The organism is Aminobacter sp. P9b, assembly GCF_045345995.1.
Taxonomy (GTDB): Bacteria; Pseudomonadota; Alphaproteobacteria; order Rhizobiales; family Rhizobiaceae; genus Aminobacter; species Aminobacter niigataensis.
On record NZ_CP150082.1, the window covers coordinates 3,803,326 to 3,826,363 of the forward strand.

23 protein-coding genes are annotated in these 23,038 nt (G+C 63.5%); 10 read left to right on the forward strand and 13 right to left on the reverse strand.

Annotated features, from left to right (window positions below; all coding sequences use genetic code 11):
• The 3 genes from WHT83_RS18755 (at position 1) to WHT83_RS18765 (ending at position 4,609) form a co-directional block, all read left to right on the forward strand.
• Positions 1-384: a RidA family protein gene (locus WHT83_RS18755; RefSeq protein ID WP_108607813.1), complete on the forward strand. Its 384-nt coding sequence runs from the start codon at positions 1-3 to the stop codon at positions 382-384.
• Positions 385-432: 48 nt separating this feature from the next.
• A complete protein-coding gene (locus tag WHT83_RS18760) occupies positions 433-3,006 on the forward strand; it encodes an FAD-dependent oxidoreductase (protein ID WP_406872034.1) in 2,574 nt (857 codons plus the stop codon).
• A 241-nt stretch (positions 3,007-3,247) separates the two neighbouring features.
• On the forward strand, positions 3,248-4,609 hold the full coding sequence (locus WHT83_RS18765; protein ID WP_406872035.1) for a M24 family metallopeptidase: 1,362 nt from the start codon (positions 3,248-3,250) through the stop codon (positions 4,607-4,609).
• Between the two features lies 1 nt (position 4,610).
• Here WHT83_RS18765 and WHT83_RS18770 read toward each other — a convergent pair whose 3' ends face one another.
• Complete coding sequence (locus WHT83_RS18770; RefSeq protein WP_406872036.1) at positions 4,611-5,420, reverse strand: phosphate/phosphite/phosphonate ABC transporter substrate-binding protein; 810 nt, start codon at positions 5,418-5,420, stop codon at positions 4,611-4,613.
• 47 nt (positions 5,421-5,467) lie between these two features.
• Positions 5,468-6,478, reverse strand: coding sequence for a fatty acid desaturase (locus tag WHT83_RS18775; protein WP_406872037.1), 1,011 nt, complete (start codon positions 6,476-6,478; stop codon positions 5,468-5,470).
• Between the two features lie 218 nt (positions 6,479-6,696).
• Here WHT83_RS18775 and WHT83_RS18780 point away from each other — a divergent pair, with 218 nt between their 5' ends.
• From WHT83_RS18780 to bmt, 3 genes are all read left to right on the forward strand, one after another.
• Positions 6,697-7,554, forward strand: coding sequence for a helix-turn-helix domain-containing protein (locus WHT83_RS18780; RefSeq protein WP_108607808.1), 858 nt, complete (start codon positions 6,697-6,699; stop codon positions 7,552-7,554).
• A 64-nt stretch (positions 7,555-7,618) separates the two neighbouring features.
• Complete coding sequence (locus WHT83_RS18785; RefSeq protein ID WP_406872038.1) at positions 7,619-8,218, forward strand: DUF1989 domain-containing protein; 600 nt, start codon at positions 7,619-7,621, stop codon at positions 8,216-8,218.
• An 84-nt stretch (positions 8,219-8,302) separates the two neighbouring features.
• Entirely contained in the window at positions 8,303-9,319 is a 1,017-nt protein-coding gene (gene bmt, locus WHT83_RS18790) for a betaine--homocysteine S-methyltransferase (protein WP_406872039.1), read from the forward strand.
• A gap of 14 nt (positions 9,320-9,333) precedes the next feature.
• Here the strand turns inward: bmt and WHT83_RS18795 are convergent, their stop codons facing one another.
• The 10 genes from WHT83_RS18795 to WHT83_RS18840 all read right to left on the reverse strand — a co-directional run bounded on the left by WHT83_RS18795 (position 9,334) and on the right by WHT83_RS18840 (position 19,767).
• The gene (locus WHT83_RS18795) at positions 9,334-9,738 is read right to left on the reverse strand and encodes a hypothetical protein (protein WP_406872040.1); all 405 of its coding nucleotides are present in this window, start codon (positions 9,736-9,738) and stop codon (positions 9,334-9,336) included.
• 188 nt (positions 9,739-9,926) lie between these two features.
• Positions 9,927-10,469 (reverse strand): PadR family transcriptional regulator, encoded by a 543-nt coding sequence (locus WHT83_RS18800; protein WP_406872041.1) that lies wholly within the window; start codon positions 10,467-10,469, stop codon positions 9,927-9,929.
• 295 nt (positions 10,470-10,764) lie between these two features.
• Positions 10,765-11,211: a hypothetical protein gene (locus WHT83_RS18805; RefSeq protein WP_406872042.1), complete on the reverse strand. Its 447-nt coding sequence runs from the start codon at positions 11,209-11,211 to the stop codon at positions 10,765-10,767.
• A 116-nt stretch (positions 11,212-11,327) separates the two neighbouring features.
• Positions 11,328-13,343 (reverse strand): vWA domain-containing protein, encoded by a 2,016-nt coding sequence (locus tag WHT83_RS18810; RefSeq protein ID WP_406872043.1) that lies wholly within the window; start codon positions 13,341-13,343, stop codon positions 11,328-11,330.
• Between the two features lie 2 nt (positions 13,344-13,345).
• The gene (locus WHT83_RS18815) at positions 13,346-13,906 is read right to left on the reverse strand and encodes an RNA polymerase sigma factor (RefSeq protein WP_406872044.1); all 561 of its coding nucleotides are present in this window, start codon (positions 13,904-13,906) and stop codon (positions 13,346-13,348) included.
• A 57-nt stretch (positions 13,907-13,963) separates the two neighbouring features.
• Positions 13,964-15,142, reverse strand: a complete 1,179-nt coding sequence (locus tag WHT83_RS18820; protein ID WP_406872045.1) for an NAD(P)/FAD-dependent oxidoreductase — start codon at positions 15,140-15,142, stop codon at positions 13,964-13,966.
• Between the two features lie 172 nt (positions 15,143-15,314).
• A complete protein-coding gene (locus tag WHT83_RS18825; protein WP_406872046.1) occupies positions 15,315-16,631 on the reverse strand; it encodes a CynX/NimT family MFS transporter in 1,317 nt (438 codons plus the stop codon).
• Positions 16,628-17,305: a FadR/GntR family transcriptional regulator gene (locus tag WHT83_RS18830; RefSeq protein WP_406872047.1), complete on the reverse strand. Its 678-nt coding sequence runs from the start codon at positions 17,303-17,305 to the stop codon at positions 16,628-16,630. The genes WHT83_RS18825 and WHT83_RS18830 overlap by 4 nt, the downstream gene beginning before the upstream one ends.
• A gap of 107 nt (positions 17,306-17,412) precedes the next feature.
• Positions 17,413-18,042, reverse strand: a complete 630-nt coding sequence (locus WHT83_RS18835; protein ID WP_406874012.1) for a hypothetical protein — start codon at positions 18,040-18,042, stop codon at positions 17,413-17,415.
• Between the two features lie 150 nt (positions 18,043-18,192).
• Positions 18,193-19,767 (reverse strand): trimethylamine methyltransferase family protein, encoded by a 1,575-nt coding sequence (locus WHT83_RS18840; RefSeq protein ID WP_318761363.1) that lies wholly within the window; start codon positions 19,765-19,767, stop codon positions 18,193-18,195.
• Between the two features lie 252 nt (positions 19,768-20,019).
• Here WHT83_RS18840 and WHT83_RS18845 point away from each other — a divergent pair, with 252 nt between their 5' ends.
• A complete protein-coding gene (locus tag WHT83_RS18845; protein WP_108607798.1) occupies positions 20,020-20,718 on the forward strand; it encodes a B12-binding domain-containing protein in 699 nt (232 codons plus the stop codon).
• Between the two features lie 71 nt (positions 20,719-20,789).
• On the opposite strand, the gene WHT83_RS18850 is transcribed toward WHT83_RS18845, so the two are convergent.
• Positions 20,790-20,924, reverse strand: a complete 135-nt coding sequence (locus WHT83_RS18850; RefSeq protein ID WP_082496334.1) for an entericidin A/B family lipoprotein — start codon at positions 20,922-20,924, stop codon at positions 20,790-20,792.
• A 63-nt stretch (positions 20,925-20,987) separates the two neighbouring features.
• Here WHT83_RS18850 and WHT83_RS18855 point away from each other — a divergent pair, with 63 nt between their 5' ends.
• From WHT83_RS18855 to WHT83_RS18865, 3 genes are all read left to right on the forward strand, one after another.
• Positions 20,988-21,626, forward strand: a complete 639-nt coding sequence (locus tag WHT83_RS18855; RefSeq protein ID WP_108607797.1) for a DUF1638 domain-containing protein — start codon at positions 20,988-20,990, stop codon at positions 21,624-21,626.
• 48 nt (positions 21,627-21,674) lie between these two features.
• Entirely contained in the window at positions 21,675-22,250 is a 576-nt protein-coding gene (locus WHT83_RS18860; protein WP_108607796.1) for a DUF4893 domain-containing protein, read from the forward strand.
• A gap of 126 nt (positions 22,251-22,376) precedes the next feature.
• On the forward strand, positions 22,377-23,036 hold the full coding sequence (locus WHT83_RS18865) for an exopolysaccharide biosynthesis protein (protein WP_406872048.1): 660 nt from the start codon (positions 22,377-22,379) through the stop codon (positions 23,034-23,036).
• Positions 23,037-23,038 lie beyond the last annotated feature (2 nt).

Consider the following 23,038-nt stretch of genomic DNA (forward strand, 5'->3'; position numbering starts at 1 on the left):
ATGCACAAGCGCGAAATCAACTCGACCGATGCACCGGCCGTCGTCACCGGATACGCGCAAGCGATCGAGGTGACCAATCACTCCCGGACGCTGTTCATCAGCGGCCAGATTCCGGTGGCCAAGGACGGAACTGTCCCCACCGATTTCGAAAGCCAGTGCCGGCTGGCGTGGAGCAATGTCGAGGCCCAGCTGCATGCTGCCGGCATGAACCTCGACAATCTGGTCAAGGTGACGATCTTCCTGTCTGACCGCGCCTACAGCTTCGACAACCGGCGCATTCGCAACGAGGTGATCGGCGAGCGCAAGATCGCGCTGACCGTCATCATCACGGGCATCTTCGACGAATCCTGGCTGTTGGAGATCGAGGCCGTCGCGGCCGCCTGATCCATCGCCACTTCCTGATTCATCTTACGCACAATCGGACATAACCATATGAAATCCCATGTGAAAGCAGTTGTCATCGGCGGCGGCGTGGTGGGCTGCTCGGTGCTTTACCATCTCGCCCGCGCCGGCTGGACCGACGTCATGCTGATCGAGCGTTCGGAGCTTACGTCGGGTTCGTCCTGGCATGCCGCCGGCGGCTTCCACACGCTCAACGGCGATCCCAACGTCGCCAAGCTGCAGGCCTATACGGTGCAGCTCTACAAGGAACTGGAGGAGATTTCCGGACAGTCCTGCTCGTTGCACCTGACCGGCGGCGTCATGCTGGCCGACAGCCCCGAGCGCATGGACTTCCTGCGCCTCGCCCATGCCAAGGGCCGCTATATCGGCATGGACACCGAGCTGATCACCCCGTCCGAAGCCAAGAAGATGTTCCCGCTGATGGACGAAAAGCACTTCGTCGGCGCCATGTGGGATCCTGTCGAGGGCCATCTCGACCCATCGGGCACGACCCATGCCTACGCCAAGGCGGCGAAGAAACTCGGCGCCGAGATCGTGCTGCGCAACCCGGTCAAGGAGCTGACGCAAGAGCCCGACGGCACCTGGAACGTCGTTACCGAGCAGGGCACGGTGAAAGCCGAGCACGTCGTCAACTGCGGCGGCTTGTGGGCGCGCGAGGTCGGCCGCATGGTCGGCGTCGAGCTGCCGGTGCTCGCCATGGAGCACATGTACCTGCTGACCGAGCCGATGCCCGAGGTCGAGGCCTTCAACAAGGAAACCGGCCGCGAGATGATCGGCGTGCTCGATTTCAAGGGCGAGATCTACACCCGCCAGGAGCGCAACGGCATCCTGCTCGGCACCTACGAGAAGGCCTGCAAGCCGTGGTCGCCGGTCAACACGCCATGGGATTTCGGCCACGAACTGCTTGCGCCCGACCTGGACCGTATCGCGCCCTCGCTCGAGATAGGCTTCCAGCATTTCCCCGGCATCGCCAACGCCGGCATCAAGCAGGTCATCAACGGCCCCTTCACCTTCGCCCCCGACGGAAACCCGCTCGTCGGCCCGGTTCAGGGGCTGACCAATTTCTGGGTCGCCTGCGGCGTCATGGCCGGCTTCAGCCAGGGCGGCGGCGTCGGTCTCGCGCTGTCGAACTGGATGGTCGACGGCGATCCGGGCTTCGACGTCTGGGGCATGGATGTCGCGCGCTGGGGCGAATGGGCAAGCCTGCGCTACACCAACGCCAAGGTACGCGAGAACTATTCGCGCCGCTTCTCGATCCGCTTCCCCAATGAAGAGCTCCCGGCCGCCAGGCCGGCACAAACGACTCCGCTCTACGACACCATGGTGGCCAACAACGCCGTCATGGGCGACAGTTGGGGCCTGGAGACGCCGCTGTGGTTCGCGCCGAAGGGCAAAGAACCCAAGGACATCGTCTCGTTCCACCGCTCCAACGACTTCGAGCATATCGGCAACGAAGTGCGGGCGACGCGCGACCGCGTCGGCGTGACCGAAATCGCCAACTTCGCGAAGTACGAGGTGTCAGGCCCGGCGGCCGAGGATTTCCTCAACCGGCTGATGACCAACCGCATGCCGAAGAAGGGCCGCATCGTGCTAACGCCGATGCTGAACGAGTTCGGCAGGCTGATCGGCGACTTCACCATCGCCAAGACGGGCGACGACAAGTTCATGATCTGGGGCTCGTCGGCCGCACAGAAGTACCACTTGCGCTGGTTCGAAAAGCACTTGCCCAAGGACGGTTCGGTGCGCATCCACCGTTTCGACCAGACGCTCGTCGGCCTTTCCATAGCCGGTCCCAGGTCGCAGGAGCTGCTGGCCAAGCTGGTCGACGTCGACGTCTCCAGCAAGGCCTTCCGCTTCATGGACTTCCGCGAGATGGCCGTCGGCGCCGCGCCCTGCATGGTCAACCGCATCACCTACACCGGCGATCTCGGCTATGAGATCTGGATGGCACCCGCCTACCAGCGCCTGGTCTACAAGGCGATCAAGGACGCCGGCGAGGAGTTCGGCATCGTCGATTTCGGCATGCGCGCGCTTCTGTCGATGCGCCTTGAGAAGAACTTTCCGACCTGGTTCCGCGAGCTTCGCCCGATCTACGGCCCGTTCGAAGGTTCGATGGAGCGCTTCATCAAGCTCGAGAAGAACGACTTCATCGGTCGCGAGGCAGCCGCCAAGGAGCACGCCGAAGGGCCGAAACTTCGCCGCGTTTCCTTTTATGTCGACGCCCACGATGCCGATGTAATGGGCGACGAGCCAATCTGGGCCAAGGTCGGCGCCAAGGATTTCGGCACCGTCGAGAAGCCGCATGGCTACGGCGCGCCGCGCTTCGACGAAACCGGCAAGGAAGTACGCGGCTCGGACGCCGCCACCGGCGCCTCCGCCGTGCGCGGCATCGTCGACGGCGAATGGCGCGTCGTCGGCTGGGTCACGTCGGGTGGCTATGCCCACTATGTCCAAATGTCGATGGCTCAGGGCTATGTACCGGCAGCACTTGCCGAAAACGAGGCGGAAGGCCTGTTCGAGATCGAAATCCTCGGCCACCGCCGCCCTGCCCGCATCAATGTCGAACCGCCCTTTGATCCCTCGGGCGACAAGATGCGGGGTTAGGTTTCGCTCCAAGCAAGAGACTGGGACCGCAAATGCTCTACGTTGCCCCCCTTTGTCCTGCCGGACATCTCCCCCTCAAGGGTAGAGATTGGCTGTCACAACCGCCTCGCCCAATCTCTACCCTTCCCACACAAGCGCCAAGGTCTCCGCGGCTGATCTCCCCCCTTGAGGGGGAGATGTCCTGCAGGACAGAGGGGGGCGCGAAGAAACGTCAACCTCGGCCATCTGCAGGTCGCCGCTGATGGACACCCCGGCAAAAGGCAGCTTCGGCCGCCACCGCAAGATCATGCCGTTCGAGCCCGGCTCGTGCTCGACGGAAGAGTTGCGCGACCAGGCCCGCACCAAGGCAGCGGGCCTGAACAGCCATGTGCTTGGCTACGGCGCTGTCGCGGAAGCCGAATGGGCGGCAGCCGGCATCGCGGCACCCGACCTGCCGGCCATGCGCAAGTACCGGCTCGAGCGCATCCGCGCCGAACTCAAGCGGCGCGGCTACACTGGCGCCCTGCTCTACGATCCGGTCAACATCCGCTATGCCACCGACAGCACCAACATGCAGCTGTGGGTCGCGCACAATCCGACCCGCCACTGTTTCGTGGCGGCCGAAGGACCAGTGGTCCTGTTCGACTATTTTTCCTGCGAGCACCTGTCCGATCATTCCGGCGTGGTCGACGAAGTTCGCCCGGCCGTGTCGTGGATGTACCTCTACGCCGGCGAACTGACCGAGATGAAGGTCGAGCGCTGGGCGCAGGGTATCGCCGATATCATTCGCGAACATGGCGGCGGCAACAGCCGCATCGCAGTCGACCATCTCGACCATGAGGGCGTCGACGCACTTGCCCGGTTTGGCATATCAGTCGGCAATGGCGAGGCGGTGATGGAAAGCGCGCGCCTGATCAAGTCTCCCGACGAAATCCTGTGCATGCGCCGCTCGATCGTCGCCTGCGAGGCAGCGATGGCCGAGATGGAAGCCGCGCTCCGTCCCGGCATTTCAGAGAATGAGCTCTGGGCCGAACTGCACCGCGGCAACATCGCCCGCGGCGGCGAATGGATCGAGACCCGGCTCTTGTCGTCGGGCCCGCGCACCAATCCCTGGTTCCAGGAGTGTTCTTCGCGCATTGTCGAGGCAGGCGATCTCATCGCTTTCGACACAGACCTGATCGGTCCCTATGGCTTCTGCGCCGACCTGTCGCGCACCTGGCTGTGTGGCGATGGGCAGCCCACCAACGAGCAGCGCGACCTCTACAGGATCGCCGCCGACCAGATCGCCTACAACACCGCGCTCCTGAAGCCCGGCATCGGCTTCCGCGAACTGGTTGAACGTGCAGCCGTACCGCCGGCAGACTGTTTCCCGGCGCGCTACGGCGTGCTGTTCCACGGCGTCGGACTGGCCGACGAGTATCCAACCCTGCCCCATGCCACGGACTGGACGGCGGATACGCCCGATGGCGTGCTGGAGCCGGGAATGGTGGTCTGCGTCGAAAGCTACATCGGCCGCCTTGGCGGACACGAGGGCGTCAAGATCGAAGAGCAGATCCTGATCACCGAGAGCGGATACGAGCAGCTTTCGAGCTATCCGCTCGATCAGCGGCTGCTCGCAGGCTGAGCTAACCGCGTGCTGCCGCAATCTGTCCGATCAGCATGGCCACGCCCTCCGGCGTCGATCTCGAGGTGATGAACGGCAAGCCCTTGCGCTTGGCGGTCCAACCAACCACCATCACGTCCCCTGCTGCCGGCTCGAAGCGCTGCGCCAGGGCCCAGCTCTGGCAGTCGATGGCCGCGACATCTGCCCGGCCTTCGGCGACCGCGACGATCGAGTTGCGATGCCCGCCGCTTTCGATCCGATCGGAGAATATCCGCAAGCCTTCGCCCAAACCGGCAAGGTCGCGTGAAATGCCGATGAAACCCGACATGGAGTCGTGGCTGTTGAAGGCAAAGCGCTTGTCGCGGATCAGGTCGAGAGGGATGAGCGGCACATCGCCATCGGGCGCATGCGCATGGTCGGCTGTCACCGATCCGCGCCGCACGACGATGGCGCTGGAATAGAGTTCGCCGCGACCGCCCTCGATGCCGTCATAATTCGGCTGGCCGGTCACCCGCACCGCTGCATCGAGGCCTGTGGTTTCCATCGGTCCCCAGCAGGTCTGGCCAAACAGCAGCTTGGGATGCCGCCACAGCGTCGGCAGGTCGAGTTCTTCAGGCGAAAGCGTGGCCGGATCGGGCGCGATGGTCTCGCCTCCAGCATTGCGAATGCCGCCGGGAACCGGCGGCAGGTCGGCGTTGCGCCGGGCCAGCGTTTCCGGTGCATCGATGCCAAGCTGGCGGATCGCCGTCCGTAACCTGGCCCATTGCGCATCGACCTCGTCGCGCATCTCGGGCCAGTCATACATGGGCAGTGCGGCGATGAAGTCGCTCATTGCATCATTTCAGGCTCGAATGCGGGAATTGGCAAGCTGCAGGAGTGTTATTCCTTCGGCGGCTCGGCAGGCACGGGTGCCGTACCCAATCCATGGACGCTGCGCGCCCTGACGCGCGGCGCGAATGCCCGGCCCGGCTCCGGCGCCTTGCGCAAAGCCGGATGCACGACCGGCTCCTTCGCACGGAAGGCATAGGCCCGGACCAGGGAAAGGTAATTCGGATAGGCATAACCCTTGTTCATCCTGAGCCATTCCTCGCGACGGGTGCGGAACAGCTCCGGCAGCTTGTACCAGGCAACCGTCGGGCTCTTGTGATGGACGAAGTGCAGGTTGTTGTTGAGGAACAACAGCGACAGCGGCGAACGCTCAACGATGATGGTGCGCCCCTCCGGATGCTCCGACCACTGGTGCTCGGCAAAGGTGCGGATCGAGATGATCGACTGGCCGAGCCATACGGGGACCAGCACATAGAGCCACAACGGCACGCCGAAGCCGAATTGCACCACCGGCAGGACAATCGCCAGGCCCGCCGCATGCAGCAGCCATGCCTTGCGGATCGCCTTGTCGCCGGCAACGATCTGCTTGGCGTCGTCGATGAAGAAACCGATGCAGGCAAGCAGCGGCCCAAGCACGAAACGTCCCGCCATGGTGTTGTTGATCCTGAGCAGAAGCTTCATCGCCTCCGGCAGGTCGTCATGTTGCCACAGCGCGCGGTAGTAGCTTTCGGGATCGTCGAACGGATCGGTCAGGCGCTCGTCGGCATGGTGGCGCAGATGGATGGTCTTGAACCGGCGGTACGGCCAGACAACGCCGATCGGCAGGGAAACCAGCGCCTCGTTGAGGCGCGCGTTGCGTGTCGGGTGGCCGTGCAGGACTTCGTGCACCAGTGACGACTGCAGTGCCACCGCCAGCGCCATCACCGCAAGGGCCGCAACCGGATAGCTCGGCCAGATCCCTAAGCCGGCGACCAGCCAGGCGCCGTAGCAGGCAGCGATCAGAAACACCGTCGGCCATTCGACCGTGGTGGTCGTGCCGCGCTTGTGTTTCCGCTTTGCCATGCTGATGCCTGCTGCCTTGTGAAGTCTGGAACTCGTTGATTCCTGACATAATGTTGTCAGTAATCATGCATCGCTTCAACGCGACAATGCGCACAGAATGTTTACATTGCGCTGCTTAAGCCGCAAATGTTACACTTAGTAAACAAACTGAAAGATGAATCTATTTCCAGCGGTCGAGATGGCAGCTGGCGCAATTTGAATCCGGAGATGGCTAGGCCATGGACAAACGCGATCTATCCGGCGTCTTCCGCGACCGCCTCAAGTCGCTCGTCCAGCGCTCGGGCCTCAACCAGTCGGCCTTTGCCGCGTCGGTGGGCATAGACCGTTCCGCACTGTCGCAACTGCTTTCAGGAGCGACCATCCGCCTGCCCCGCGCCGAGACGCTGCTGACGATCGCCTCGGCGCACAGGGTGTCGCTGGACTGGCTGCTCGGCCTCAGCCAGGACGAAGGCGTCACCGGCGAGATCCGTGAAAGCCTGGAGATCGAGGAAGCCTCCGGCGGCTTTGAACGCACCTTGATCGCCAAGTGGCACGCCGAAGCGGCCGGCACCAAGATCCGATATGTGCCCGCCGGCATCCCCGACCTGCTGAGAACGGAAGCGTTGGTCGACTACGAGGCCGACATTTCCAACAAGAACCGTGAGGTCCAGGCCGGGGAAACCCAGTACCGGATCGACTACAACCGCCGGCCAGAGACCGACATGGAGGTCTGCATGCCGCGCCACACGCTCGAGATCTTTGCCCGCGGGCTGGGCGTATGGTCAGGCTTCCCCGAGACCGACCGCAAGCAGCAGCTTCGCCACATGGCCGACCTGCTCGACGACCTCTACCCCACCTTCCGCCTGTTTCTCTATGACGGACGCATGCGCTATTCCGTGCCCTATACGATCTTCGGCCATTCCCGGGCGGCGATCTATGTCGGCGACATGTACCTGGTGCTGTATGCGACAGATCCGATCCGCACGCTCACCCGCCATTTTGACAACCTGATCCGCGCGGCCGACATCAACGCGCACGAGACGGCGGCATTCGCCAGGCGGCTGGCGGTCGCGTCTTTCCCCGCCGGCTGGGCCTGACCGGCCCCCCGGTTGAAATTCGCGCTTCGTTGCGGCAGCGTGCTCCCTCATTTCGAGGAATCCCATGCTAGGTCAGAATCGTATCGTCGTGCCCGCCCAGTCGGGACGTTCCATCCGCGTGTCGCGCGGCGACCTTGTCCGCATCATCGACCCCAAGGGCCAGCAGGTGGCCGACCTCTGGGCGTTCACATCAGACATGAAGGACTGGCTGAGCACGTCGAATACCCGCGACATCGGCGAGCGGCTGTTTCCCAAAGTTGGCGAACACTTCTACGGCACGACGGGTGAGCCGTTGCTGACGCTGGTCGAGGACGCATCGCCCGGCCCGCACGACATGCTTTATCCCGCCTGCAACCACCCGCTTTACGTACGTGCCGGGTTTGCCGATCACCCCAATTGCCAGGACAACCTGCACAAAGCACTGGCCTCTGAAGGTATCGCCCTGCCCTTCACGCCGGACCCGGTCGACCTGTTCCAGAATTCGCTGCCGCAGCCCGACGGCCGGATCGATGTCTTCGCCTCGATCAATCCGCCCGGCGGCAATGTCACCTTGCGCGCCGAGCGCGACCTGCTGCTCGTGGTCACCGCCTGTTCGGTCGATCATTATCCCACCAACGGCGGCATTTGCACGGAGATCGAGGTCGAAGTCACGGCCGCGCGGTAGTGCGGTTTGTCGAACGCAAACGTTGACTGGACATAAAGACTTCTTTATATCGTTATCCACTCTCCCAATATGAAAGTCGCTACTATGACGATCAATCCGATCGATGCCCTGCTGGCCGAAAAGGGCGTGCTGCTCGCCGATGGCGCGACCGGCACAAACCTGTTCGCCATGGGCCTCGAGGCCGGCGAAGCACCCGAGCTGTGGAACGAGAGCGCGCCCGAGAAGATCGAGACGCTGCATCAAAAGTTCGTCGATGCCGGCGCCGACATCATCCTCACCAACTCCTTCGGTGGCACCCGCCATCGCCTGAAGCTGCACCACGCCCAGGACCGCGTCTTCGAACTCAACAAGCGCGCGGCCGAGATCGCACGTGCCGTCGCCGACACGGCTGGCCGCAAGGTCATCGTCGCCGGCTCGGTCGGCCCGACCGGCGAGTTGCTGGTACCGCTTGGCGCCCTCACCTATGACCAGACCGTCGACGCCTTCGCCGAACAGATAGAGGGCCTCAAGGCCGGCGGCGCCGACGTCGCCTGGATCGAGACGATGTCGGCCCCGGACGAGATCCGTGCTGCCGCCGAGGCGGCCATCCGCGTCGGCCTGCCCTACACCTACACCGGCTCGTTCGACACCGCCGGCCGTACCATGATGGGCCTGCTGCCCAAGGACATCCATGGCGTCGTCGACGGTCTGGCAGAGGCGCCGCTTGGCGTTGGCGCCAATTGCGGCGTTGGCGCATCCGACATCCTTGCCTCGCTGCTCGACATGAGCGAGGCCAAGCCGGATGCCACCATCATCGTCAAGGGCAATTGCGGCATCCCGGAATTCCGCGGTACCGAGATTCATTATTCGGGCACGCCGGAACTGATGTCCGACTATGTCCGCCTTGCGATCGATGGCGGCGCCAGGATCATCGGCGGCTGCTGCGGCACCTCGTTCGAGCACCTAGCAGCGATGCGCAAGGCGCTCGACGCCCACAAGAAGGACGTCCGTCCGACCGTAGAGGCCATCGTCGAGCGCATCGGCCCGATGCGCAACAAGCTGGCCGCGCCGAACACAGCCGAGACGAGCGAAGGCCGCCGCGAGCGTCGCCGCCGCGGCTGAGCCTTACCCGATCGTCAGCTGTTTTCTTCGTAGCGCGCGAGTGCCGACTTGACGTCGGTGCCCGCGCCTTCGACCGGACGCATCAACATCACCGCATCAGACGTGCGCACGTCGCCCAGCTTTTCCATGGCGAGCCGAAAGCGCTCATTGTTGAGCGCCGACCATGCCGTGCGGTGGGCGTCGTCGACTTCGCTCATGCGGGCACGCGACGGCTCTTGCATAGCGACTGGCGCCGCCTGCTGAACAGGCTTGGCGGGCACATAGATATGGCTGTTGGTGGCAGGCAATGCGGCCTGTGCCATGACGTCCGACGCGACGTCGCTATTGCGGTTGGCAGCTTCGGGGCGGGCCGGTGTCGCCAATGGATCGGCGGTGCGAACATTCGAAACCGCACCCGACATCGCACGACCAACAAGCATTCTCAATCCACCCCTTGCTCACCCGCACCTGTATTAGCCGGCGACCGTTGCGATCGGGTTCCGGCGCAAATTGGCTTTTGACTAAAATTGTTCGAAACGGCCCGCAAATCTGGCCTGTCGACGGGTTTTGCATAAAGAAACTCCCGCCTTTACGGCGGGAGCCATGACATATCGGGGATTCGCGGGACTCAGAGGTCTTCGAGATCGAGGCGCGCCTTCTTGAGAATCTCGCGCGCCTTCTCGGCCTGTGCCGCCGTCAGCGAGCCGCTGCGCAGCCGGCTGAATACGGCGAAGTTCAGCGCCTTGACCTCGTCACCCAGCGCAACGCCGCTGACCTGCGTCGACGTTTCGTCGATCTGGGCATTGATCTTGGCCAACTCGACGGCGTTCTCCTCGAGATATGCCTTGCCCTGCTCGGTGATCGAATAGAGCTTCTTGTTGCCGTTGGCGACGGAGACGACGAGGTCAGCCTCCTCCAGCATCTGCAGCATCGGATAGATCGCACCGGGGCTCGGGCTGTAGGCGCCCTGGAACTTGGCCTCCAGCGCCTTGATGATGTCGTAGCCGTGGCGCGGCTCCTCGGCGATCAGGCCCAGCACGACCAGGCGCAAGGCACCGGGATCGAACATGCGCGGGCCGCGGCCGCCGAACGGGCCGCCGCGATGACGACCGAAGGGACCGCCGCGGCCATGGCGACCGCCGCCCCTGCCGCCTTCATTCTGGCCCGACATGGACCATTCTCCGCGGCAACGATGATTGAAATTCGGGTGATTGAACATGTGAGTACCTCTCCAGGATGTTTGCTTCATGTCGCCATATCTATTCAAAGATATATCTTTTGCAAGATAGAACGTAATGATTTTTCAGAAACCGACATGGGCGAACGCACGAAGACGGCCGGCGAGGTGCTCGCTCACCGGGTCATCATGACGTCGATTTTTAAATTATTTTCAGTCGCTTACGGCTCGCGCCTGCTGTTCCGGCGACGACGCCTGCTGCCGAACAGAATTCGGCGCCGATTGGCACCTAAGCGCCAACAACCATGTCGCTAAGGACGCTGACGTAGTGCTCTTCCTGCCCTTCCAGCCACGCATAGGCCAGTTGCCAGTTGGCCGGATCGATCATCGCGACCGGATGGTTGGTCAGGTAACAGAGAGCGTATTCGCCGCGCAGACTGACGCCGAGCGCTTGACCCAACCTAGGCTCGAATGCCGAAAGCCGGCTCGCCGTGGTGGCGTAACCCTCGCCGCGCTGGCCCCTGACGAACAGCCCGACGCTGCGGTTGGTCAGGTAGAGCGAAACAACCAGGTCGTCGGAGACGTGCCGCCAGCGCGAATAAAGGCTGCCATGGCGTATCCTGGGATCGTTGCGGTGGGCGAGATAGCCATCCCAGAAAACCTTGATCTCGCGCGACGACAGCGACCGCAGGCCGCCATGCGCGATATCCCATTCGTCCAGTTGCCGGTCGGCCATCCGTCGTCTCCGATCCACCACCTCAGCGTTTCGGGTGGACGCCTAGAGATCACAAAAGAACGGCCGGCGGAAAGCCCCCTTTCCGCCGGCCGGCCCACCTGCCCTTGCCTGATGCCTTAAGGCTTGCTGCCCTGGAGCGACGATGCCAGCCGCACCAGCGACAGGAACTCGGCGCGATAGCCATAGGGGTCGGCACCGCGCGCGGCCGAGGCGATCTCGGCGATCCTGTCGAAGCCGAACTTGTCCGTTGCGTCTTCGTCGCGCAGCTTCTGCCCGAAGGCCGCAACTGCCACCGAGAAGCGCTGGTCTGCACCTGCAGCATCGAAGCTCGAAACCTCGTTCGCCCTGGTCACCGGCGTGGTGATCAGCTTGCTCACGTCGCCGTCGGGCGCCTTGTAGCGTATCTTGACGAAGGCATATTCGTCGGCGTTGACAACGCCGCCACTACCCGTCGCGGCCTGACCGTAGCGCAGCGGGTCCATCGCCAACGCCGGGCTGTCCTTGGGCGTGATCTCGTAGATCGCCGTGACCGAATGGCCGGAGCCGATTTCGCCGGCATCGACGCGGTCGTTGTTGAAGTCTTCGCGGTTCAGAGCCCGGGTCTCGTAGCCGATCAGCCGGTATTCCGCGACCGCGGACGGGTTGAACTCGACCTGGATCTTCACGTCCTTGGCGATCGGGAACAACGTCGACGATGCATCCTGCACCAGCACCTTCTCGGCCTCGGCCAGCGTGTCGATATAGGCCGCCGTGCCGTTGCCGTTCTGGGCGATGGTCTGCATCATTTGGTCGTTGAGATTGCCGCGGCCGAAGCCGAACACCGACAGGAACACGCCCGACTGGCGCTTCTCCTCGATCAGGCGCTTGAGGTCATCGTCATCGCTCTGGCCGACATTGAAGTCGCCGTCGGTGGCCAGCATCACGCGGTTCACCCCATCCTTGACGAAGGAGCTCTGAGCGAGCCGATAGGCCTCTCGGATACCCGCCTCGCCGGCCGTCGAGCCACCTGGCGTCAAAGTGTCAATCGCCTGCAGGATTTTGGCACGTTCCGACGCCTTGGTCGGTTCGAGAACAGTACCTGCATTGCCCGCATAGGTGACGATCGAAACGGTGTCGTCGGGGTTGAGCTTGCCCACCAACAGCCGGAACGCCGAACGCAGCAGCGGCAGCTTGTCCGGCTCGTCCATTGAACCGGACACGTCGATCAGGAACACCAGGTTTGCCTTGGGCTGCTCGGCGGGCTTGACGTCATAGCCCTTGATCGCGACGTGCATCAGCTTGGTGTGCTCGTTCCACGGCGTCGGCATGACGCTGACGGTGGTGTTGAACGGCACTGACGCCTGCTCCGGGCCCTTCCAGTCGTAGGGGAAATAATTGATCATCTCCTCGACACGCACCGTATCGGCCTGCGGCAGAAGGCCTTCCTTCAGCGAGCGGCGAACGAACGAATAGGAAGCGGTGTCGACATCGATCGAGAAGGTCGAAACCGGATCTTCGAGGGCGGAGCGAACCGGATTGGTCTTGAACTCCTGCACGCGGTCGCGGTTTTCCGCCTGCGGCGGCATCGGCATATCGGACGGCGCGATCTGGGGCTGTGCCATCAATGTAGGCATGGACGCAACAGCGTCGGCCATCGGTGCGGGCGCGCTGCCGCCGACTGGTGCCGCCTCGTTCATGACGGCCTCTTCGCTCGCCGCTTTCGCCTCAGGCTTCGCCGGCGCCGCTGCAAGGAGTTCGGTCGTGGCCTCACGCCGTTCAGCATCAGCCTTCTTGAGCGTTGATGCGGGTGCCTCTTTCGAGCGCACGACGGGCGCCTGCGCGATCTCCTGGTCGGCACCGAAATTGAACGGCGATCCCTCCATCAGATAGAACGTGGCGTAGCCGGCGATCGGCAGGGCAACGAGACCGGCCAGGGCCGGCGCTGCAATCAGCTTCTTTTGCATGACGTCTCTCCAGAGCTTTCGTGCTCGTTCGGTGAGACGATCAGTCTTGGCCGATCCTTGGGTGGCAGTTGGATTTTTTTCCAGGTCGTATGCAGCCATGGCCGCGGCAAGCGCGCGCGCCTTGGCATCGGTGCTCGGCACCGGCGTCGGAATATTGCGGAGCATGTCGAGTTCGTTGTCGTCGACCATGGTCACTCTTCCCCGGCCGAGCGCATGAGCTGCTTCAGCCGTTTCTTCGCTTCATGGATGTGCCAGGACACCGTGGTTTCGGCGATTGCCATCGCTTCGGCGGCGGCACCATGTGACAGCCCTTCGCCATAGACCAACAGGACGGCATCTCGTTGCTTGTCGGGCAATTGGCGCACGGCAGCCCACAACCTGTCGGCAGGGTCCTCGGCGGCCGGCTCGATGTTCACCGCCACCAGCGCATGGGCTCCGTAGGCGGCGGTCTTCGCCGTCTCCCGCGCGGACTTGCGTTGCATGTCGCGGGCGGCATTCAGCGTCATGGCGTAAAGCCACGTCGTGAAGGCACTGCCGCCGCGATAGTCGCGAATGGCGCGGCCAAGCCGTGCGCAAACTTCCTGTGCGATGTCCTCGGCGTCGGTCCTGCTGCCGCACCAGCGCCAGGCAACGCGATGGACAAAACCGTAATGCCTCTCGACGAGTTCGCCGAAAGCCAACCTGTCGCCGCTGCGCGCTCGTCCGATCAGGTCGTTGTCGGAGGCTTCGCTTTCATCCAGCATCATCGCCATCATTTGCCTGTTGGACGAAAGCTTTGGGGCAATCCTTGGGGTGGCGCGAAAATAATTCTAGGCGGCCTGCCCGGCGGCCCAGCCGGACGACCAGGCCCACTGGAAATTGTAGCCGCCGAGCCAGCCGGTGACGTCGACCACCTCGCCGATGAAGAACAGCCCCGGCACGGATTTCACCTGCATCGTCTTCTGGTCGAGCGCGTTGGTGTCGACGCCACCCAGCGTCACCTCCGCCGTGCGATAGCCCTCCGAGCCGGCCGGCTTGATGCGCCAGGCGTTGACGGCAGCGTCGACGGTCTTGAGCTGCGCATCGTTGAAATCGGCGAGATTGCCGTCAAGACCGGTGCGTTCGGCAATCGCCTGCGCCAGTTTCTTGGGCAGATGGGCCGCAAGCACGGTCTGGACCGCCTGCCGGCCGTTGCTGCGCTTGGCTTCGCGCAGCAGGCCGGCGACATCGGTTCCCGGCAGCATCGAGATCGCAATCTCGTCGCCCTCGCGCCAATAGGACGAAATCTGCAGGATCGACGGCCCGCTGATGCCGCGATGGGTGAAGAGCATGGCTTCGGAAAAGCTGGTCTTGCCGCATCCGACATCCGCATCGACCGCTATGCCGGCCAGCGGCGCCAGCTTTTCCAGAGTGTTGGCGTCGAAGGTCAGCGGCACCAACGCCGGCCGCGTCTCGACCACAGGCAAGCCAAATTGCGCCGCAAGCTCATAGCCGAAGCCAGTCGCCCCCATCTTGGGGATCGACTTGCCGCCGCAGGCCACGACAAGCGAACTGCAACCGACGCGGCCGTTGGAAAGAGCCAGTTCGAAGCCGCCAGCAGTCTTGCAGACCTCCTCGACAACGGTCGACAGGCGCAGTTCGACGCCGCTTTCCCGCATTTCCTCGACCAGCATGTTGATGATCTGGCGCGCCGAGCCGTCGCAGAACAGCTGTCCCAATGTCTTCTCGTGGTAGGCAATGCCATGGCGCGCGACCAGCGAGATGAAATTGCGCTGGGTGTAGCGGCTGAGCGCAGAGATGCAGAAATACGGGTTCTGCGACAGGAAATTCTTCGGGCTGGCATGGATGTTGGTGAAGTTGCAGCGCCCGCCACCCGAGATGCGGATCTTTTCGCCTGGTGCTCGAGCATGGTCGAGGATCAACACCGAACGGCCACGCTTGCCCGCCTCAAGCGCGCACATCATGCCCGCGGCGCCGGCGCCGATCACCACGACATCAAAGAATTGCATTTCGGACTTTCCAGATCGATCGGCGCGCGACCAAACTGACCGCGAAAGCTGTATCCCGTGCCTGATAGCCGAACCCGCCGGGATGGCAAAGTTGGAAGTTCATGCGGGCGTTGCCTTTGCAGCCAATCGCTAAGGGGTTGGCTGCAAAGGCAACGTTCCAGCGCGGGCTGGATCAGCCCTGCCCCTCGATGCGGACCGTCCTTGCGCGAACATGCAGCGTGCGGCCGGCACCGAGCCCCATCGCGGCAGCGCCGACGCCCAGCGCCACGAACAGAAACGCCGACGCCGAAAAGCTACCGGTCCACCCGCGGATCAGGCCGACCAGCAGCGGCCCGACTGCTGCCAGCACATAGCCGACGCCCTGCGCCATGCCGGAAAGATGCGCCGCGACATGCGAATCCGGCGAGCGCAGCACGATCAGCGTCATCGCCGCCGCGATCAGGCCGCCTTGGCCGATGCCCTGCAGGATCGCCCAGAACAGCACGGTCGACGTCGGTGCGAACAGGATGCCCAGCAGCGCGACTACGGCAGCAATAACGAGCACCACGTTGACGCCGCGCTGGTCCTTGCGCCGCACGGCAAAGGACGGAACGGCAAGGCAGGTGACAACCTGCGCCATCACCGAGACCGAGACGATCGCTCCGGCGGTCGTGGCGTCGAAGCCGCGCTCGCGCAGGATCGGCGCCAGCCAGCCGAAGACGCAGTAGGCGAGAGCCGACTGCAGCCCCATGAACAGCGTGACCTGCCAGGCCAGGCGATCGCGCCACAATCCGACGACGCGGTAACCGCTGTGGCTGGACTGCTTGCCGGCGCTGAGCGCCTGCGGTGCCCAGATCGCCAGCACGATCAGCGTGGGCACGGCCCAGGCGGCAAGCGCACCCGACCATGAACCGGTGATCAGGCGCTCGATCGGCAGCGTGAGGCCGGCAGCTGCGGCCGAACCGGCACACAAGGCCATGGTATAGAGCCCGGTCATCATTGCGGCCTTGTTGGCGAAGTCGCGTTTCACCAGCCCCGGCAGCAACACATTGCCGATGGCAATGGCACCACCGGCGAGGAAGGTGGCAAGGAAAAGCAGCGGAACGGAGCCGAACCATCGCAACCCGGTACCGAACGCCAACACCGCGAGCGCGCCGAGCAGCGTGCGTTCGGCCCCGTAGCGCTGGGCCAATTTGGGCGCAAAGGGCGCAAACAGTCCGAGGCACAACACGGGCAGAGTCGTCAGCAGGCTTGCACCGGTCGTCGAAAGTCCGGTTTCCTGCATCACTTCGGGCAACAGGACCGACAGGCTCGAAAACAGCGGCCTGAGGTTGAAGGCGATCAGCACGAGGCTGGCACCAAGCACGATCTGGCCTGTGCGGCTGCGCAGCACAGGCGGTTGCGGCTTGGGCAGGCTGTCGACCTCGGCGTCGACAAGCTGGTCATCGAGGCCGTTGACGGTTTCGATCCGTTTGTCTTGCAGATCGCCGGGGCGAAAATTCTGGTTCATTGCGCAAGCAGCCTGTCGAGTTCGAGAAGCACCGGTGCGACGAAGGCGCGGATGGCAGCGGCCGCGCGTTCCGGATCGCCTGACGCAACCGCGTCGACGATGGCCTCGTGCGCGGGACCGTCGGGCTCCGGCAAATCGCCGCCAAGAGTCGCCTGGATGGTCTCGGCGATGGCACCGGTGAAGAAGTCGTAGAGTTCGATCATCGCCTTGTTGCCGGAAGCCTCGACCACGGATTTGTGGAACGCGATGTCTCGGCGGATGAAAGCCTCGTGCCCGCCATCGGCCGCCGTGCCCCTCGCTTGCAGCAGGCGCCGCATTTTCACGACGTCCGCCGGCGTATGGCGTAGCGCGGCAAGCCGGGCGGCCTCGACGTCTAGCGCCGCCCGTGCCTCCCATTGATCTCGCAGCCCAGCGCGCTTCATGCGACGGAGTGCGGCTGACGGGTCGACGGTCGAGCGAACATAGGTACCGGAGCCCTGTCGCGTCTCCAGGAGCCCTTGCGAGACCAGCGCCCTCACCGCCTCGCGCACCGTGCCACGGCTGACCGTCAGCAGTTCGGCAAGCGCCGCCTCGTTGGGAATGCGTTCACCGACGTTCCACCGTCCGCCGACGATTTCGCTGCGCAGGCTTTCGCCCGCACTGTCGGTCAGGTTGGTCCGGCTGGCTGGCCGCATGGTTGGCGCCTATTCATCAAGTCATCGGATGACTTGATGAATAGGCCGGAAGCCCTTTTGGGTCAATTAGACAACGCTCGGCGGCGCTTGTACCAGGCCGAACTGCTTCAGAATCCGCCGAAGCTCTTCATATGAAAGGCCTGGACCTGACTGGGATATCTAAAGGCCAAGCCCTGCGGGCAGGCATTGCGGTCGAGGCAGCCGCCGGTTCGGCACGGTGCGCCCATCGGGCCGCGCACATGCGCGAGGCAAGCTTGATGCGCGAAACCGGCCTCGGAATAGGCACCGACCGGACAGGATTTAAGGCAGGGTTTTCCGATGCATAGATCGCAAAGATGAATCTGTTCGGGAGGTCCCTGCATCTCGATCTCGACATCGAACAGCAAGGCGCCGCGATAGGCATGCCACAGCCCGTATTCGGGATGCATCAGTATCCCAAGCGGCGATGACTTCAGTCCCTCGGCACGCATCGCCCATTGCTGGAAAGGCAGATAAGGCTTGTCCGACGGCGACGCCGCCCGCGCCCCGAACTCTGCTGCTACCCCGCCGACGATCTCGCGCGACCAGGTATCGAGCGGTTCCTCAAGATCTGTTGGCTGCCGTTTGAGCCACCTCTGGAAATGCGGCCACGGCGCAGCGCCCGCTTGTCCCACCAGCAACACCGACCGCGCGGGCCTGCCTGCCGGTCCGGCCGGTGTGGCATCGCCCGCGCCGAGAACAAAACCGCCGCGCGGCATGAGACCATGCTCAGCCAGCGCGGCGGCAATGTCGTCAACCAGACGGGGAGACAAGCGTCATCCTTTCTTGCCCGGATCGGAGAATGCGCTCCGCCAGACTTCCTTGTGAATGATGCTGGCGACTTTAGCCCCGCCTGAAACGGGCTCCTTTCACGTGAAGGCGTCGGGCATCGACGCCTTCTTGGCACCGATGAAGTCCTTCAGGCCGTCATCGATGCTTGGGTCGAGATACGGCGCCTCGTAGCTTTCCAGCCAGCGGCGGGCGAGGTCGTTGGCGCGCTGTGGCGCGGTCTTCTGCCCCTCTGCAAGCCACTGCTCGTAGGAATTGTTGTCGGCGATGCTGGAGCGGTAGAACGCCGTCTGGAAGTTTGCCTGGGTGTGGTCGCAGCCCAGATAGTGGCTGCCGGGGCCGACCTGGCGGATGGCATCCATCGCCTGGCCGTTTTCCGAGAGGTCGACGCCTTCGGACAATCTCTGCGTCATGCCGAGCTGGTCGATGTCCATCATGAACTTCTCGTAGCAGGAGGCGAGGCCGCCTTCGAGCCAGCCGGCCGAGTGCAGCACGAAATTGGTGCCGGCCAGGATGGTCGAATTCAGCGTGTTCGCGCTTTCATACGCCGCCTGTGCATCCGGCACCTTGGAGGCGCAAAGCGAGCCGCCGGTACGGAACGGCAGACCGAGACGGCGGGCGAGCTGTGCGGCCCCGTAAGACACCAGCGACGGCTCAGGCGTGCCGAAGGTCGGCGCGCCCGACTGCATCGAGATCGACGAGGCGAAGGTGCCGAACAGCACCGGTGCGCCCGGACGGATCAGCTGGGTGAAGGATGCGCCGGCCAGCACCTCGGCCAGGACCTGGGTCAGCGTACCGGCAACTGTCACCGGGCTCATCGCGCCGGCCAGGATGAACGGCGTGACGATGCAGGCCTGGTTGTGGCGCGCGTAGACCTTCAGCGCACCCAGCATGGTTTCGTCGAAGACCATCGGCGAATTGGCGTTAATCAGGCTGGTCAGCACCGTGTTGTTTTCGACGAAGTCGTCGCCAAACACGATCTTGGCCATGGCGATTGTGTCTTCCGCACGTTCCGGTGCCGTGACCGAGCCCATGAACGGCTTGTCGGAATATTTGATGTGGCTGTAGATCATGTCGAGGTGGCGCTTGTTCACCGGCACGTCGACCGGCTCGCACACCGTGCCGCCCGAGTGGTGGATCGACGGCGCCATATAGGCGAGCTTCACGAAATTGCGGAAATCCTCGATCGTCGCATAGCGGCGGTTGCCGTCGAGATCGCGGACGAAGGGTGGGCCGTAGACGGGTGCGAAGACGGTGGCGTTGCCGCCGATCTGCACCGAACGCTCCGAATTGCGCGCGTGCTGGGTGTAGACGGACGGAGCGGTCTTCAGCAGCGAGCGGCACAGGCCCTTGGGAAAATGGACGCGCTCGCCCTTGACGTCGCAGCCGGCCTCTTTCCACAGCTGGAGCGCTTCGGCGTCGTCGCGGAACTCGATGCCGATCTCCTCGAGCACCGTGTCGGCGTTCTTCTCGATAAGCGCCAGCCCCTCCTCGTTGAGGACCTCATAAACGTTGATCTTGCGCTTGATATAGGTGAGCTGGGTGCCGGGGCCGCCGCCGGAGCGGGCCGCACGCCGGGCCGCTGCCCCACCGCTTGCGCCGCGCCCGCGCCGCGCATTCGACGCTTCCTGATCGGTCACGAGGTTTTCTGTCATCGCCGTCATCCTTGAAACACGTTTGGCCGCCTGTCGCAGCACCTCGCCGGATCGTAGCCATGCACCCTAGGCGAAACGGCTTGCCAGCGCCAACGCCTGTCGCAAAATCGACAAGCAAGCCGGCGAGTTATCAGTCGCTTTCGTTTTGCAGGAGGTCGCAAATCAGCTATGGATTTGCGGCACTGGCAAGCTACGTATTAGCGCAGTAGCCGCCCGCCGCAATTTGGCGCCGCCCCGAGGGAGCCTCCTGACATGTCCGACGACGAAATCATCCTGTCCGAGCTTTCCGACGACGAGCTCGTGCAACAGATGCACGACGATCTCTATGACGGGCTCAAGGAAGAGATCGAGGAAGGCACCAACATCCTGCTCGAACGCGGTTGGGTGCCCTATAAGGTGCTCACCGAGGCGCTCGTTGAAGGCATGCGCATCGTCGGCGAGGATTTCCGCGACGGCATCCTGTTCGTTCCCGAGGTGCTGCTTTCGGCAAACGCCATGAAGGCCGGCATGTTCATCCTGCGCCCGCTGCTCGCCGCCACTGGCGCCCCCAAGCAAGGCAAGATGGTCATCGGCACGGTCAAGGGTGACATCCACGACATCGGCAAGAACCTTGTCGGCATGATGATGGAAGGCGCCGGCTTCGACGTCATCGACCTCGGCATCAACAACCCGGTCGAGAACTATCTCAACGCCATCGAGGAACATCAGCCCGACATCATCGGCATGTCGGCGCTTTTGACCACGACCATGCCCTACATGAAGGTCGTCATCGACACGATGAAGGAAAAGGGCATCCGCGACGACTTCGTCGTGCTCGTCGGCGGCGCCCCGCTCAACGAGGAATTCGGCAAGGCCGTCGGTGCCGATGCCTACTGCCGCGACGCGGCGGTGGCCGTCGAGACAGCCAAGGACTACATGAAGCGCAAGCACAATTTGCTCGCTTCCGCTTGATGCAGCAAGGCCGCACCTTGCGGTGCGGCCTCTTCGTGCCGATGTGAATGAGATTGACGGGATTCAGTCCCTTATTGGACTGTGTCCTCGATGGCGTTTGCCGTCCCCTTGACGTCCTTGCCGACGCCGCGAATGGTGTTGGCGCAAGAGGCCAGCGCGAGCGCGCAGGCGATGATGGCGACCGGTGCCAGACGTGACAGTTTCATGGACTGGATTCCCTCTCTCTATAAATTCGCCCTAACGCAACGAAGGCCGCTTCGACTGGTTCCATGGCCACAAAGCAAAAAACGAAACCCGAAATCGAGGACAGGCTGCTGGTCATAGGCTGCGGCATGATTGCGCGCGAGGTGTTGGCGGTCAAGGAGCGGCTGGGGCTCGATCATCTCGAACTGACCTGCCTGCCGGCCGACTTCCATTTTCGCCCCGACCGCATCGCACCGGCCATGGACAAGGCGATCACCGAAGCCAAGGCGGAAGGCTACCGGCACATCTATGTCGGCTACGCCGATTGCGGCACGGGCGGGCTGCTCGACCGGGTCTGCGAAAAGCATGGCGTCGAGCGCATCGCTGGCCCGCACTGCTTTGCCTTCTACCAGGGCGCTGAAGCCTACGCCAAAGTCGGCGACGCCGACATGATGTCGTTCTACATGACCGACTTCCTGTGCCGGCAGTTCGACGCCTTCTTCATCAAGCCGCTCGGGCTCGACCGGCACCCGGAACTGGTAACCGACTACTTCGGCAACTACGAGAAGCTGATCTACCTCGCCCAGACCGATGACCCGGCGCTCGACAAGGTGGCTGAAGACGCAGCCAAGATGCTGGGACTCGTCTACGAGCGGCGCGCCACCGGTTATGGCGATCTGCCCCAGGCTCTTGCCAACGCTGTGTCAGCCGCGGCAGATCATTAAAGCGCCTGATTCCTCCCTTGAGGTTCAGCCACAAGGGGAAGGGTTTTCATGGCTTATCGCAAACTGATGCTCGCTGCCGTTCTCACGGCGTCCGCCGGCTTTGCCCATGCTGACGGCGTAGTGCAGAAGCTGATGACGCCCGCCGACAAGGCGCGGCTCGAAAAATACGACGACACCCGGAAAGAGGCATTGCAGGGCGCCAAGACCGGCGCGCCGGCAGATGTGGCCGTGCTCGACCAGATGCTCGCCAAACCGCTGCTGTCCGTTCCCGATTTCGACATGGCCGGCAACTGGCAGTGCCGCACCATCAAGGCCGGTGGCGACGTGCCACTCGTGATCTACGGCTGGTTCAAGTGCAGGGTCAGCGACGATGGCTCGGGCTGGCAGCTGGAAAAGCTGAGCGGCTCGCAGCGCACCAAGGGCCGCTTCTACGATGACGGCGAGAAGCGTTCGATCTATCTCGGCTCGGGCTTTATCGCCGGCGATAGTCCGAAAGCCTATGCCAGCGGCCCGGAAACGGACCAGGTCGGCTATGCTTTCCGCTCGGGCCCGACGGAATGGCGCATCGAGTTTCCGGCGCCGAGATACGAATCCAAGCTGGACATCATCGAATTCCGGCGCTGACATTGCATTCGGGGCGGCGCGGCATCACATGCAGCCTTCCGGTGTCATCAAGGATTAACCTAGCCGTCGCACACTGCGATGGGGATCGGCGCATGAAGATGCTGCCGCAAGTGGGCTGAAGACTGCATGAATAGGCAAAACGACGAATCTGACGCGGGCGAAATCGCTGGTGCGCCGCAGCGGCGTCGCGGACGCAGGCTCTCCGCGATCTTTGCCCAACTCGCCCGCGACGCCAACGGCAACATCTCGATCGGCGACATCAGGGACACATTGGGCAAGCGCAGCTTCGCGCCGCTCCTGGTTCTGTTCGCCGCGTTCAATCTCCTGCCCCTGCCGCCAGGCGCCTCGGCTGTGCTCGGCCTGCCATTGCTCATCGTGGCGGCACAGATGGCCTTTGGCAGCAACCGCGCCTGGCTGCCGAACTTCATCACGCGGCGCTCGCTTTCGGCCGACCAGTTCCGCACCGTCACCGACTGGGTCATTCCCAGGTTGATCCGCCTCGAAGAGGTCGTGCGACCGCGCTACTGGCCGTTCTGGCGCAAGCAGGGCGACCGGGTGATCGGCATCATTGCACTCATTCTGTCGGTGTCGATCACGCTACCGATCCCGCTCGGCAATTGGCTGCCGGCATTTGCCACGGCCCTCCTCGGACTGGCGCTGTCGGAGCGCGACGGCATTCTCTTTGCCGTAGGCAGTGCCGTTGGCGTAGCCTCGCTGGCGGTTGTCGGTGTCGTGGTGGGCGGCGCCGGCTTTGCCACGCATGCCTTCATTGCCTGGCTGGGGTAGCT